This is a genomic window from Paracoccus sp. NBH48 (genome assembly GCF_015390265.1).
Taxonomy (GTDB): Bacteria; Pseudomonadota; Alphaproteobacteria; order Rhodobacterales; family Rhodobacteraceae; genus Paracoccus; species Paracoccus marcusii.
Map to the genome: position 1 here is coordinate 28,211 of NZ_VUOJ01000007.1, position 13,292 is coordinate 41,502.

General features: G+C 69.0%; 13 protein-coding genes and 1 pseudogene. 11 read left to right on the forward strand and 3 right to left on the reverse strand.

Annotated elements, in window-relative coordinates; translation table 11 throughout:
• Positions 1–77 precede the first annotated feature (77 nt).
• From F1642_RS16575 to F1642_RS12735, 10 genes are read left to right on the forward strand one after another with little or no spacing between them, the layout of a single operon-like run.
• The gene (locus F1642_RS16575; protein ID WP_370582874.1) at positions 78–1,346 is read left to right on the forward strand and encodes a DUF4202 family protein; all 1,269 of its coding nucleotides are present in this window, start codon (positions 78–80) and stop codon (positions 1,344–1,346) included.
• A gap of 42 nt (positions 1,347–1,388) precedes the next feature.
• Positions 1,389–3,668, forward strand: coding sequence for a bifunctional salicylyl-CoA 5-hydroxylase/oxidoreductase (locus F1642_RS12695; protein WP_194886390.1), 2,280 nt, complete (start codon positions 1,389–1,391; stop codon positions 3,666–3,668).
• Positions 3,665–4,390, forward strand: a complete 726-nt coding sequence (locus F1642_RS12700; protein WP_194886391.1) for an SDR family NAD(P)-dependent oxidoreductase — start codon at positions 3,665–3,667, stop codon at positions 4,388–4,390. Before F1642_RS12695 ends, F1642_RS12700 begins: the two co-directional genes overlap by 4 nt.
• Positions 4,387–4,821 (forward strand): MarR family winged helix-turn-helix transcriptional regulator, encoded by a 435-nt coding sequence (locus F1642_RS12705; RefSeq protein WP_046001243.1) that lies wholly within the window; start codon positions 4,387–4,389, stop codon positions 4,819–4,821. The genes F1642_RS12700 and F1642_RS12705 overlap by 4 nt, the downstream gene beginning before the upstream one ends.
• Complete coding sequence (locus F1642_RS12710) at positions 4,818–5,630, forward strand: enoyl-CoA hydratase family protein (protein ID WP_084693878.1); 813 nt, start codon at positions 4,818–4,820, stop codon at positions 5,628–5,630. The genes F1642_RS12705 and F1642_RS12710 overlap by 4 nt, the downstream gene beginning before the upstream one ends.
• Before the next feature lie 48 nt (positions 5,631–5,678).
• Entirely contained in the window at positions 5,679–6,809 is a 1,131-nt protein-coding gene (locus tag F1642_RS12715) for an acyl-CoA dehydrogenase family protein (protein ID WP_194886409.1), read from the forward strand.
• Entirely contained in the window at positions 6,806–7,195 is a 390-nt protein-coding gene (locus F1642_RS12720) for a thioesterase family protein (RefSeq protein ID WP_194886392.1), read from the forward strand. The genes F1642_RS12715 and F1642_RS12720 overlap by 4 nt, the downstream gene beginning before the upstream one ends.
• The gene (locus F1642_RS12725) at positions 7,188–7,583 is read left to right on the forward strand and encodes a RidA family protein (protein ID WP_194886393.1); all 396 of its coding nucleotides are present in this window, start codon (positions 7,188–7,190) and stop codon (positions 7,581–7,583) included. Before F1642_RS12720 ends, F1642_RS12725 begins: the two co-directional genes overlap by 8 nt.
• A gap of 10 nt (positions 7,584–7,593) precedes the next feature.
• Positions 7,594–9,207, forward strand: coding sequence for a benzoate-CoA ligase family protein (locus tag F1642_RS12730; protein WP_194886394.1), 1,614 nt, complete (start codon positions 7,594–7,596; stop codon positions 9,205–9,207).
• Positions 9,204–10,025: a tryptophan 2,3-dioxygenase gene (locus F1642_RS12735; RefSeq protein WP_194886395.1), complete on the forward strand. Its 822-nt coding sequence runs from the start codon at positions 9,204–9,206 to the stop codon at positions 10,023–10,025. The genes F1642_RS12730 and F1642_RS12735 overlap by 4 nt, the downstream gene beginning before the upstream one ends.
• A gap of 98 nt (positions 10,026–10,123) precedes the next feature.
• Here F1642_RS12735 and F1642_RS12740 read toward each other — a convergent pair whose 3' ends face one another.
• Entirely contained in the window at positions 10,124–10,843 is a 720-nt protein-coding gene (locus F1642_RS12740; protein WP_194886396.1) for a GNAT family N-acetyltransferase, read from the reverse strand.
• Positions 10,840–11,581 (reverse strand): annotated as a pseudogene (locus F1642_RS12745) (competence/damage-inducible protein A). The gene F1642_RS12740 and the pseudogene F1642_RS12745 overlap by 4 nt, the downstream one beginning before the upstream one ends.
• Before the next feature lie 102 nt (positions 11,582–11,683).
• Here F1642_RS12745 and map point away from each other — a divergent pair.
• Entirely contained in the window at positions 11,684–12,481 is a 798-nt protein-coding gene (gene map, locus F1642_RS12750) for a type I methionyl aminopeptidase (protein WP_045983330.1), read from the forward strand.
• A 238-nt stretch (positions 12,482–12,719) separates the two neighbouring features.
• Here the strand turns inward: map and F1642_RS12755 are convergent, their stop codons facing one another.
• A complete protein-coding gene (locus F1642_RS12755) occupies positions 12,720–13,226 on the reverse strand; it encodes a YqgE/AlgH family protein (RefSeq protein ID WP_370582875.1) in 507 nt (168 codons plus the stop codon).
• Positions 13,227–13,292: the final 66 nt, after the last annotated feature.

Consider the following 13,292-nt stretch of genomic DNA (forward strand, 5'->3'; position numbering starts at 1 on the left):
GGGGGCGGCGCCCCCCTGCCCGCTTGCCACCCGCGCGCGCCCCGCGCACACTCCCCCCGAACCAGCCGGAGCCCGCGATGACCCGCCTCGACCATGCTTTCACCGCCATCGATGCCGCCAATGCCCAGGACCCGAACCTGGACGGCGGCAAGCCTGCGAACCTCCTCTATGGCCAGCGCATGACGGCGGAACAGCAGCGCCTGTTCCCCGACGCCGACGACGTTCTGCGCATCGCCTGCCGCGGCCAGCATGTCGAACGCTGGCTGCTGCCGCGGGCCGACTATCCGATGAACCGCCCCGGCTATCTGGCCTGGCGCCAGGAACAGGGCCGCCGTCACGCGGATCGCATCGCGGGCATCATGGCCGATGCGGGCTATGACGCCGATGACATCGACCGCGCCCGCAAGATGCTGACGAAACAGGGCATCAAGCGCGACCCCCAGGTGCAGGCGCTGGAGGATGTGATCTGCTTCACCTTCATCCGCTGGTATCTGGGCGACTTCATGGCCGAACAACCCGACCACAAGATCCCCCGCATCATCGAAAAGACCGCCCGCAAGATGTCGGCCGAGGCCCGCGCCCGCGCCCTGGCCGAATTCCCCATGCCCGAGGCGTTGGCCCAATACTTCCACGACGCCGATCAGCCGCAGACCCTGTCGCGCGCCGTCATCGTCTCGCATGGCCAGCCCGGCGACCCCGCCCCCCAGCAGGCCGCCATCGAGGCGCTGGCCGCCCAGGTCGCGGCCCACGCCCCCGGCGTCGAGGTCCTTGGCGCGACGCTCGCCGACCCCGACGCCCTGCCCCGCACCTGCCGCAGCGACTGCATCATCTACCCGATGTTCATGGCCGAGGGCTGGTTCACTGGCATCGAACTGCCCCGCCGCCTGACCCAGGCCGGCGCGCCGGGCGCGCATATCATGCGCCCCTTCGGCACCGATCCGGGCCTCGACGCGCTGGTCGTCGAAAAGGCGCGGCAGGCCGCGGAGGCCCAGGGCTGGGCGCTCTCCGACACGACGCTGCTCCTGTCTGCGCATGGCTCGCAGCGCGGTCAGGCCAGCCATGACATCACCATGGCGCTGGCCGCCCGCATCGCGCCGCGTTTCGCCCGCGTCGTCGCGGGCTTCGTCGAACAGGAGCCCTTCATCGCCGATGCCGCCCGCGATTTGGAACGCGCCATCAGCCTGCCGCTGTTTGCGCTACGCGCCGAGCATGTGACCGATGACCTGCCGCAGGCGCTGGATCAGGCAGGCTTCTCCGGCCCGCGCCTTGATCCGGTGGGTCTGGCCCCCGAAGTGCCCGCGATGATCGCAGCCTCCATCGCCAGAGAAGTTTCAAGCTTGAAATGATTTCGGACCCGTGCCAGCCTGCAGCGCAGGAGGTGGCACGGGATGAAGATTCTCTGTCTGGGCGGCGGGCCTGCGGGCCTTTACTTCGCGATCTCTATGAAGCTGCGCGACCCGTCGCATGACGTGACTGTGCTGGAGCGCAACGGCGCGGGCGACACCTTCGGATGGGGCGTGGTGCTGTCCGATGACGCCCTGTCGCGGCTGCAGAAAAACGACCCGCCTTCGGCGCAGGCGATCCGCGACCACTTCATCTACTGGGACGACATCGCGGTGGTCCGCGATGGGCACCGGCAGGTCTCCGGCGGGCATGGCTTCGCAGGGATCGGGCGGCGGCAGCTGCTGATCCTGCTGCAGGAGCGGGCGCGCGACCTGGGCGTCACTCTGCAATTCCGGACCGAGTTCCAGACCGCCGAACATTACCGCCGCGACTATGACCTGGTCGTCGCCTGCGACGGGCTGAACAGCAAGGTCCGCACTGAGTATGCGGACGTGTTCCGCCCCGACATCGACATGCGCCGCTGCAAGTTCGTCTGGCTGGGCACGAAACAGAAATTCGACGACGCCTTCACCTTCATCTTCGAAAAGACGCCCCAAGGCTGGCTCTGGGCGCATGTCTATTCATTCGATGCCGACACCGCGACCTTCATCGTGGAATGCGCGCAAGAGACCTGGGATGCGATGGGCTTCGAGGGCATGACGAAAGAGCAGATCGTCGAGACCTGCCGCGCGGTCTTCGCGGATCATCTGGGCGGGCACGAGCTGATGTCGAACGCGGCGCATCTGCGCGGCTCCGCCGTCTGGATGAACTTTCCCCGCGTCATCTGCGAGCGGTGGTATCATGAGAACGTGGTGCTGATGGGCGATGCGGCGGCGACGGGGCATTTCTCGATCGGGTCCGGCACGCGGCTGGCCTTGGACAGCGCCATCGCGCTGGCCGATTACCTGCATTCCGAACCTGACCTGCCCCGCGCCTTCGAACGCTATCAGGAGGAACGGCGCATCGAGGTGCTGCGCCTGCAATCGGCCGCCCGAAACAGCCTGGAATGGTTCGAGGAGGTCGAGCGTTACCTGGACCTAGACCCGATCCAGTTCACCTATTCCCTGCTGACCCGCAGCCAACGCATCGGGCATGAGAACCTGCGCCTGCGCGACCCGGATTGGGTGCGCGAGGCCGAGGACTGGTTCCAACGGCAGGCCGGCGGCCAGCCGGGCCGCGCGCCGATCTTCGCGCCCTTCCGCCTGCGCGACATGGCGCTGAAGAACCGCATCGTCGTCTCGCCCATGGCGCAGTACAAGGCGCAGGGGGGCTGCCCGACCGACTGGCACCTGGTCCATTACGGCGAACGCGCCAAGGGCGGCGCGGGCCTGGTCTTCACCGAGATGACCTGTGTCAGCCCCGAGGGCCGCATCACGCCCGGCTGTCCGGGCCTCTACGCGCCCGAGCATCAGGCGGCCTGGCGGCGGATCACCGATTTCGTCCATGCCGAGACTGATGCCAGGATCTGCTGCCAGATCGGCCATTCGGGCCGCAAGGGCTCCACCCGCATCGGGTGGGAGGGGATGGACCGGCCGCTGGCGGAGGGGAACTGGCCGATCATGGCGGCCTCCGCCCTGCCCTGGTCCGAGGGCAATGCCGTCCCGCAGGAGATGACCCGCGCCGACATGGAGGCGGTGACCCAGCAGTTCGTGGCCGCGACCCGCATGGCGGATGCGGCAGGCTTCGACATGATCGAACTGCATGCGGCGCATGGCTATCTGCTGTCGGGGTTCCTGTCGCCGGTGTCGAACCGGCGCACGGATGACTATGGCGGCAGCCTGGAGAACCGCCTGCGCTGGCCGCTGGAGGTCTTCGCCGCCATGCGCGCCGTCTGGCCCGAGGACAGGCCCATGTCGGTGCGCATCTCGGCCACGGACTGGACCGAGGATGGGGTGACGCCCGACGAATCGGTCGCCATCGCGCGGGCCTTCCATGCGGCGGGGGCGGATATCATCGACGTCTCGGCCGGTCAGACGACGCCCGAGGCGCGGCCCGTCTATGGGCGGATGTTTCAGACGCCCTTCTCGGACCGCATCCGCAACCAGGCGGGGCTGGCCACGATGGCGGTGGGCAACATCACCGACGCCGATCAGGCCAACGGCATCCTGATGGCCGGGCGCGCCGATCTGGTGGCCATCGGGCGGCCGCATCTGGCCGACCCGTATTGGACGCTGCATGCGGCGACGGCCCTTGGTGATCCGGCGGACTGGCCCCTGCCCTATCACGCAGGCCGCGATCAGGCGCGGCGACTGGCCGCCAAGCAGGCCGAGGAGATCCGCGCATGACCCGCGTCCTGATCACCGGCGGCGGCAGCGGCACGGGGGCCGACATGGCCCGCGCCTTTGCGGCTGAGGGCCATGAGGTCGTCATCACCGGGCGCGATGCGGCGAAACTGGAGGCGGTGGCGGGGGGCCTGATCCGCGCCGTGCCGGGCGATGTCAGCGACGAGGATCAGGTGTGCGCGATCTTTGACGCGGCCGGGCCCTGCCCCGTGGTCATCGCCAATGCCGGCATCGCCGAGGCCGCGCCCTTCGGCAAGGTCACGATGGAGCATTGGAACCGCATCATCGCGGTGAACCTGACCGGGGTGTTCCTAACCTTCCGCCAGGCGCTGGCCCAGATGGGACCGGGGGGGCGGATGATCGCCATCTGCTCGATCACGGGGGTGCGCGGGGCGGCCTATGCGGCGCCCTATGCGGCCAGCAAGCATGGGGTGATGGGCCTGGTGCGGTCCCTGGCGCTGGAGGTCGCGAAGAAGGAGATCACCGTCAACGCGATCTGCCCCGGCTATCTGGATACCGAGATGACGCGGCGCAGCATCGCCAACATCATGGAAAAGACCGGACGCGATCAGGACGCGGCGGTGGCCGCGCTGGCGGGCAAGAACCCGCAGGCGCGGCTGATCGCGCCCTCCGAGGTCACGGCGACCGCTGTGTGGCTGGCGTCACCGGGGGCTGCCAGCGTGAACGGCCAGGCCATCGTCCTGGACGGGGGCGAGAGCGCATGACCGACCTGTCCAAGCGGCGGCTGAAGACCTGGATCCGCCTTCTGGGCGTCACGCGGGGGGCCGAGAACCACCTGCGCGACTATCTGCGCCGCGCGCACGGCACCACCCTGCCCCGCTTCGACGTGATGGCGGCGCTGTGGCGCAGGCGCGAAGGCGTGACCATGTCCGAGCTGTCGCGCCTGCTGCTGGTGTCGAACGGCAATGCCACGGCGGTCGTCGACCGGCTGGAGGCCGACGGCATGGTCCGCCGCGAGGCCGAGAACGGCGACCGCCGCCGCATCCGCGTGCGCCTGACGCCCGAAGGCCTGGAGGCGTTCGAGATCATGGCCCTGGGCCATGAGGCCGAGGTCGACGCGATCCTGGGCCGATTGTCCGAAACCGATCTGGAGGCGCTGCGCGACATCCTGTCCCGCGCCGGGAGGCCCGAATGAAACCCGTCCCCATGGCCGATCTGGCGCCCGAGCATTTCCTGTGGGAGGTCACGGACCGCGTCGCGGTGATCCGCCTGAATCGCCCCGAACGCAAGAACCCCCTGACCTTCGACAGCTATGCCGAACTGGGCGCCTGCTTTCGACAACTGGCCCATGCGTCGGACGTGGATGTGGTGGTGCTCGCCTCCAACGGCGGGAATTTCTGTTCGGGCGGTGACGTGCACGAGATCATCGGCCCGCTGGTCGGCATGGAGATGCCGCAGCTTCTGGCCTTCACCCGCATGACCGGAGAGCTGGTCCGCGCGATGATCCATTGCGGCAAGCCGGTGATCGCCGCGGTCGAGGGGGTCTGCGTCGGCGCGGGCGCGATCATGGCCATGGCCAGCGACCTGCGGCTGGCGGCGCCCTCGGCCAAGGCGGCGTTCCTATTCACCAAGGTGGGGCTGGCGGGCTGCGACATGGGCGCCTGCGCGATGCTGCCGCGCATCGTGGGACAGGGGCGGGCGGCGGAACTGCTGTACACCGGCCGCGTGCTGCGCGCCGAGGAGGGCGAGCGGTGGGGGTTCTGGAACAGCCTGCATGACGACGTCTTCGCCGCCGCGATGGATCTGGCGCGGGCGATCGCGGCGGGGCCTGTCTGGGCGCATGGGATCACCAAGACGCAGCTGTTGCAGGAATGGACCATGGGTCTGGACCAGGCGATCGAGGCCGAGGCGCAAGCCCAGGCCATCTGCATGACCACGCGCGATTTCGAGCGGGCCTATCGGGCCTTCGTCGCCAAGCAGACGCCAGTCTTCGAAGGCAATTGAGGGCGCCGGGGCTCTGGCCCCGGACCCCGGGATATTTGGGTGAAGAAGATGGATCGCAGCTTTCTGGACTGGCCGTTCTTCGAAGACAGGCATCGCGTGCTGGCCCAGGGGCTGGAGGATTGGGCCCTGGGCGCGCTGCCGGTGGATCACGGCGATGTGGACGGGGCCTGCCGGGGCCTGGTGCGGGCGTTGGGGGACGGCGGGTGGCTGGCGCATTCGGGGGGCGAGGCGCTGGACGTGCGCGCGCTGTGCCTGATCCGCGAAACGCTGGCGCGCCATGACGGGTTGGCGGATTTCGCCTTTGCCATGCAGGGCCTGGGCATGGGGGCCGTGACGCTGTTCGGCAGTCCGGCGCAGCGGGAATGGCTGGAGCGGACGCGGGCGGGCCGGGCGATTTCGGGTTTTGCGCTGACCGAGCCTGCGTCCGGGTCGGACGTGGCGCGGCTGGCGACCACGGCGCGCCGGGATGGCGACGGGTGGGTTCTGGACGGGGAAAAGACCTATATCTCGAATGGCGGGATCGCGGATGTCTATGTGATCGTCGCGCGGACCGGGGAGGCCCCGGGCGCGCGGGGGCTGTCGGCCTTCCTGCTGCCTGCAGAGACACCGGGGCTGGAGGTGGTCGGGCGCATCGACGTGATGGCCCCCCATCCGCTGGCGCATCTGCGTCTGACGGGGGTGCGGTTGCCGGGGGACGCGCTGATCGGGCAGCCGGGACAGGGGTTCCGCATCGCCATGACGGTGCTGGATCATTTCCGGCCCACGGTGGGGGCCGCGGCCTTGGGCTTTGCGCGTCGGGCGCTGGACGAGGCTTTGGCCCGCGTGCGGTCGCGCCAGATTCAGGGCGCGCCGATGGCCGAGCTGCAGATGGTCCAGGGGCATCTGGCCGACATGGCGCTGAAGATCGACGCCGCCGCCCTGCTGATCTATCGCGCGGCCTGGGCCAAGGACCAGGGCGCGCCCCGCATCACGCGCGAGGCGGCGATGGCCAAGCTGTACGCCACCGAGATCGCGCAGGAGGTCATCGACCAGGCCGTGCAGCTGCATGGCGGCGACGGCGTGCGCACCGGCAGCACGGTCGAGAGCCTGTACCGTGAGATCCGCGCCCTGCGCATCTATGAGGGGGCCAGCGACGTGCAGCGCGTCGTCATCGCCCGCAGCATCCTGGAGGGCGCATGACCTATAACCGCACCATTCCTATCGAATTCTGCCATTGCGACCCGGCCGGGATCGTCTTCTATCCGCGCTATGCGGAGATGGTGAACCACATGGTGGAGAACTTCTTCCTTGAGGTCGTGGGGCATGGCTTTGGCCCGATGATGGCGGCCGGTCAGGGCATGCCCACCGTCGCGCTGGAAATGGCGTTCCGTAAACCGTCGCGGCTTGGCGACCGGCTCGACTGGACGCTGGTGGTCGAGCATCTGGGCCGGTCCAGCGCGCGCTTCCTGGTGCGCGGCGGGGACCGGGTGGAGGCGCGGACCACCGTGGTCTGGATGGACCGCGACTTCACCCCGTCCCCCTGGCCCGACGACATTCGACAGACCTTGGAGGCGCATCATGCATGAACCCCTGCATCCGGCGACGTGGAAGCGCGCCTCGGGCTATTCCAACGGGATCATGGCGCGGGGGCGGATGATCTTTACCGGCGGGCTGGTGGGCTGGGACGCGGATCAGGTCTTTCAGACCGACGATTTCGCAGGGCAGGTCCGGCAGGTGCTGGAGAACATCGTGGCGGTCCTGGCCGAGGGCGGCGCGGGGCCAGAGCATCTGGTGCGGCTGACCTGGTATGTCACCGACAAGCACGAATACCTTGGCGCGCTGCGCGAGGTGGGGGCGGCCTATCGCGACGTGATCGGGCGGCATTACCCGGCCATGGCACTGGTGCAGGTCGTGGCGCTGGTCGAGGACCGCGCCAAGGTCGAGATCGAGGCCACCGCCGTGGTGCCGGAATAGGGGGACGATCATGCTGGGACCAAGCGGGCACGAGGACAGCTTCACGCGCGACAACCTGCCCCCGCAGGACAGCTGGCCGCGGATCGACCTGTCCGGATACGACTATCCTGACTGGCTGAACGCCGGGGCCGAGCTGACCGACCGCATGGTCGATCGCGGCTTTGGCGACCGGGTCGCGCTGGTCGGCAACGGGCGGGCGCGGACCTACAAGGAGCTGTCGGACTGGACCAACCGGCTGGCCCATGCGCTGGTCGCGGATTACGGGCTGCGGCCGGGCAACCGGGTGCTGATCCGGTCGGCCAACAACCCCGCGATGGTCGCCTGCTGGCTGGCCGCGACCAAGGCGGGGGCGGTGGTCGTGAACACCATGCCCATGCTGCGCGCCAAGGAGCTGTCCCAGATCATCGACAAGGCGCAGGTGACCCATGCGCTGTGCGACACGCGGCTGATGGATGAGCTGGTGGCGGCGGCCAAGGGTTCGGCGACGCTGACCACCGTGGTGGGGTTCGACGGCACTGCGAACCATGATGCGGAGCTGGACCGCGCGGCGCTGACGAAACCCGTGCGGTTCGAGGCGGTGCGGACCGGGCGGGATGACGTGGCGCTGTTGGGGATGACGTCGGGTTCGACGGGCGAGCCCAAGGCCACGATGCATTTCCACCGCGACCTGCTGATCATCGCCGACGGCTATGCGCGCGAGGTGCTGGGGGTGACGCCCGACGATGTCTTCGTGGGGTCGCCGCCCTTGGCGTTCACGTTTGGGCTGGGCGGGCTGGCGGTGTTTCCGCTGCGCTTCGGGGCCAGCGCGGTGCTGCTGGAGAACGCCTCGCCCCCGAACATGATCGAGATCATCGAACGCCACCGCGCCACGATCTGCGTGACCGCGCCCACGGCGTACCGGGTGATGCTGCGCGCGATGGATCAGGGGGCGGACCTGTCCAGCCTGCGCGTGGCGATCAGCGCCGGAGAGACCCTGCCCGCGCCCATCTGGCAGGATTGGCACGACCGCACCGGCAAGCCGATGCTGGACGGGATCGGCGCGACCGAGATGCTGCACATCTTCCTGACCAACCGGCTGGACGACAGCCATCCCGGCTGCACCGGGCGGCCCGTGCAGGGATACCGCGCGCGGATCGTGGACGATGCGGGCCAGGAGGTGCCGCGCGGAGAGATGGGGCGGCTAGCGGTGATCGGGCCGACCGGCTGCCGCTATCTGAACGATGCGCGGCAAGCAGAGTATGTGCAAGGCGGCTGGAACCTGACCGGCGACACCTTCTGGCAGGACGATGACGGGCGGTTCCATTTCGCGGCGCGCTGCGACGACATCATCGTGTCGTCGGGCTATAACATCGCGGGGCCGGATGTGGAGGCGGCGTTGCTGGCGCACGCGGACGTGGTGGAATGCGCGGTGATCGGGGTGCCGGACACGGAGCGCGGCCAGATCGTCGAGGCGCATGTGGTGCTGGCACCGGGCGTCGCCCCCGATACCGCGACGGCGGAGCGGTTGCAGCGGCATGTGAAGGACGTGATCGCGCCCTTCAAATATCCCCGCCGGGTGGTCTTCTGCGCGGCCCTGCCCAAGACCCAGACCGGCAAGATCCAGAGGTTCAGACTGAAGCAATGAGTATCGACCCTGCACAGGAAGGCGCGCGCATGTCGTTCGACGGGCGCATGTCCTATGGCGATTATCTGGGGCTGGACCGGCTGCTGACATCGCAAGCGCCGCTGTCGGACGCGCATGACGAGATGCTGTTCATCATCCAGCACCAGACGTCCGAGCTGTGGATGAAGCTGGCCCTGCTGGAGATGGGGGCGGCGCGCGACCGGATCGCTGTGGGCGATCTGCGGCCCGCCTTCAAGATGCTGACCCGCGTGGCGCGGATCATGGAGCAGCTGAATTCGGCCTGGGACGTGCTGCGCACCATGACGCCGTCGGAATATTCGACCTTTCGCCCCGCGCTGGCCGAGAGCAGCGGGTTTCAGTCGCATCAGTACCGGATGATCGAGTTCGTCGCGGGCAACCGCAACATGGCGATGATCGCGCCCCATGCGCATCGGCCCGACCTGGCCGAGGCGCTGCGGGAGGAAGCCACGCGGCCGTCGCTGTACGACGAGGTTCTGGGGCGGCTGAGGGCGGCGGGGTTCGACGTGGCCCCGCGCACCGTGCTGGACGCACCTCATGCGCCGGACGCGGCGGCGCGGGCTGCCTGGGCGGCGGTGTATCGCGACCCTGTGCGGTATTGGGAGCTGTATGAACTGGCCGAGAAGCTGGTCGATTTCGAGGATTACTTCCGCCGCTGGCGGTTCAACCATGTGACGACGGTGGAGCGGATCATCGGCTTCAAGCGCGGATCGGGCGGCACGTCGGGGGTGAACTATCTGCGGCGGATGCTGGACGTGGTGCTGTTCCCCGACCTGTGGGAGCTGCGGACCGAGCTGTAAGCGGGGCGGACGGCCGCGCCTGACCGGCCCTGACGGGCCGGGGTCGCGGCCGTCGGTGGCGCCCGGACCTGCGGTCCGGGCGCGGTCGGTCCGGTGGGTCAGGCGGCGGGGCCGTAATAGGCGTAGCTGCCGGCGGCGGTGAAGCCGAGGCTGGCATAGGTGGCCTGGGCTGCGGTATTCGCGCGGCTGACGGCCAGGCCGATGCGTGTGGCGCCGAGATCCTGGGCCCAGAGGGCGGCTTGGCGCATCATCCATCCGGCGAGGCCCTGGCGGCGGAAGGTGGGCAGGACTTCGACGGCGTGGACCATGGCGGTGCGGTCATGCAGCGCGACGAAGCCTGCGCCGGCGGCCCGATCACGGATGCGACCCAAAAGCGCGGCCTTGGGCGGGGGGACGCGGTCGATCACGGCCTGTCTTGCGGGAGTGATGTTGCCCGCGCCCCAGATCTGGCGCTGGATCGCCAGGGGGGGCCAGATCGCGAAGGCGGTGACGGGCGGGATCTGCCGGTCGGTCAGCGCGGCGATGGGCGCGGCCATGACCAGGGTCGGGATATGCGCGCCGAGGCCGCGCGCGGTCAGGGCGGCGATCAGGTCAGTCTCATCGTCCCAGGCACGGAACAGCGGCGGCTGGCCCCATGCGGCATGCCGGGCGCAGGCGGCGTCGATGTCGGCATCGCCCCACGGACCGACCGCGATGGCCGAGCTGACGCGCCCGCCCGCCCCTGCGCCTCGCCCGACCAGGAAGCCGCCGCAGCGGACGGTCTCGAACGCGGGCCAGGTCGCCTCGAAGGCGGCGGCCAGATCGGGGGCGGGCCTCACAACCCGATGCGTCCGCGCAGAGCGGCCATGGCCTGATCGACGCGGGCGGCATCCAGGCCCCGCACGACCAGGTTGGTGCCCCAACCCGTATCGTCACGGAACGGATACGACCCCAAAGACAGGTCGGCATATTCGGCGGCGACGGCCTTGAGGTCCTCGGCCACCTCGCTTTCGCCGCGGCGGACCTCGACGGTTAGGGATTGCACGGGGCGGCCCACGGGCAGCTGCGGGATCAGCCAGGCGACCATGGCGCGGAACACCTCGGGGACGCCCGCCATCACATGGGTCGCACCGATCGAGAAGCCGGGCGCGGCCGACACGGCATTGTCGATCAGCGTCGCACCCACGGGGATGCGGGCCATGCGCAGGCGGTTCTCGTTCAGCTCGACCCCCATGCGGTCGCAGCGCTCCTGCAGCAGGGCGCGTGCGGTGGGATTGACCTCGACCGTGGTGCCATGGGCGGCGGCCACGGCATCGGCGGTTATGTCGTCATGCGTAGGCCCCGATGCCGCCCGAGGTGAACAGCAGGTCGTATGCCCCGCCCAGGGTCCGGTCCAGCGCGCGGATCGCATCCACGATGCGGTCGGTGTCGTCGGCCACGACGCGGATCTCCTGGAGGTCGATGCCGGTGGCGGTCAGCACCTGGGCCAGGTGATGGGCGTTCCCTTCGCGGGTGCGGCCGGACAGGATCTCGTCGCCGATGACCAGGATGGCGGCTGTGGGGTTGTCGGACTGCATCAGGCTCTCCCTTGGGTGTCGCGCCCCATCTATGCCCGCAGCCGGGGCTGGAACAAGTGGGCGCGCGTCTCTATCTAGGGCGGCAGACAGAAAGGATCAGCGATGGACGAAGGCCGTATCACGAGGGAAGGCATCCGCCTGCACATGCCCGGGGATTTCGCAGGCATGCGGGCGGCGGGCGCCCTGGCCGCACGGATCCTGGACGAGGTGGGGCCGATGGTCGCACCGGGCGTCACCACCGGCGCGCTGGACGATTTCATCCGGGGCCGGGTGACCGAGCTGGGCGCGACCTCGGCCACGATCGGTTATCGCGGGTACCAGCATGCCAGCTGCATCAGCGTGAACCACGTGGTGTGTCACGGCATCCCCGGCGACAAGAGCCTCAAGGACGGCGACATCCTGAACATCGACGTGACGGTCATCCTGGACGGCTGGTTCGGCGACACCAGCAGGATGTACGTGGCGGGCAAGCCGTCGCTCAAGGCGCAGCGGCTGCTGCAGGTGACCCATGACGCGCTGATGAAGGGGATCGAGGCCGTGCGCCCCGGCGCGACCTTCGGCGACATCGGCGCGGCCATCCAGACCTATGCGGAAGAACGGCGCATGTCGGTCGTGCGCGACTTCTGCGGGCACGGGATCGGGCGGGTGTTCCATTCGCCGCCCAACGTGCTGCATTTCGGACGCGCCGGCAAAGGGCCGGTGCTGGAGGAGGGCATGTTCTTCACGATCGAGCCGATGATCAACCTGGGCCGCCCGGAAACCAAGGTCCTGGCCGATGACTGGACGGCGGTGACGCGCGACAAGTCGCTCTCGGCGCAGTTCGAACATTCGATAGGCGTGACGGCCGACGGTTGCGAGATCTTTACCCCTTCGGACCGGTTCTTCCCCGAACTGGCATGATCGATTGCGTCCCGCGGTGGCCGGGGGCGCTCCGCCCCCCGGACCCCCCGGAGGTCGCAATCATTCATTGGTTATGAAAACACCGCAAGGCGTCCTCCGCCCCAGGGGGTCCGGGGGTGGAACCCCCCGGCACCGCGCGGGACGCAAAATTCAGGCGCGGCCGGACGCCGCCGACAAAAGCGACGGATCGATCCCTTGCGCCCGCAGCGCGCGCTGCCACTTGTCCTCGTGCGACAGATCAAAAAATCAGGTCCTCGGCGCCATCTCCGGTCAACCAGCCATTGGCCAGCATCTCGGTCTCCAGCTGCCCCGGCCCCCAGCCTGCATAGCCAAGCGCCAGAACTGCAGGGTCCGGGCCATAGCCCTGCGCCAGTTCGACCAGGATGTCGCGCGTCGTGGTCATTGCCAGCGCTTGGCCGATCCGCAAGCGGCCCTCGGGGTCCTGCCCGTGTTCGGCCACCTTGTGCAGCACGAATCCCCTGCCCGGCTCGACCGGGCCGCCAAAGCGAACCTCGATCGGCCGCGCATCCTCCTCGGCCTCGATGCCCAGCTGGTCCAGCAGATCGCCAAAGCCGATCTCGGGCAGCGGGCGATTCAGCACCAGCCCCATCGCCCCCTCGTCGGAATGCGCGCAGACCAGCACCACGGACCGCTCGAAACGCGGATCGCTCATGCCGGGCATGGCGATCAGGATCTTGCCGGTCAGGTTGCGGTCTTGGGCGGAATCACCGGTGATGCTGGTCATCATGTCTCCTTTTCATGACAGATCGGCACTGGGGCGGGATGTTGCAAGGCTTGCGCGGAATTGTGA

Coding starts and splice junctions, on each gene's coding strand:
- F1642_RS12705 (WP_046001243.1), top strand. CDS start 4,387: ATGACCGACCTGTCCAAGCGGCGGCTGAAGACCTGGATCCGCCTTCTG.
- F1642_RS12720 (WP_194886392.1), top strand. CDS start 6,806: ATGACCTATAACCGCACCATTCCTATCGAATTCTGCCATTGCGACCCG.
- F1642_RS12755 (WP_370582875.1), bottom strand. CDS start 13,226: ATGACCAGCATCACCGGTGATTCCGCCCAAGACCGCAACCTGACCGGC.
- map (WP_045983330.1), top strand. CDS start 11,684: ATGGACGAAGGCCGTATCACGAGGGAAGGCATCCGCCTGCACATGCCC.
- F1642_RS12715 (WP_194886409.1), top strand. CDS start 5,679: ATGGATCGCAGCTTTCTGGACTGGCCGTTCTTCGAAGACAGGCATCGC.
- F1642_RS16575 (WP_370582874.1), top strand. CDS start 78: ATGACCCGCCTCGACCATGCTTTCACCGCCATCGATGCCGCCAATGCC.
- F1642_RS12710 (WP_084693878.1), top strand. CDS start 4,818: ATGAAACCCGTCCCCATGGCCGATCTGGCGCCCGAGCATTTCCTGTGG.
- F1642_RS12730 (WP_194886394.1), top strand. CDS start 7,594: ATGCTGGGACCAAGCGGGCACGAGGACAGCTTCACGCGCGACAACCTG.
- F1642_RS12735 (WP_194886395.1), top strand. CDS start 9,204: ATGAGTATCGACCCTGCACAGGAAGGCGCGCGCATGTCGTTCGACGGG.
- F1642_RS12725 (WP_194886393.1), top strand. CDS start 7,188: ATGCATGAACCCCTGCATCCGGCGACGTGGAAGCGCGCCTCGGGCTAT.
- F1642_RS12700 (WP_194886391.1), top strand. CDS start 3,665: ATGACCCGCGTCCTGATCACCGGCGGCGGCAGCGGCACGGGGGCCGAC.
- F1642_RS12695 (WP_194886390.1), top strand. CDS start 1,389: ATGAAGATTCTCTGTCTGGGCGGCGGGCCTGCGGGCCTTTACTTCGCG.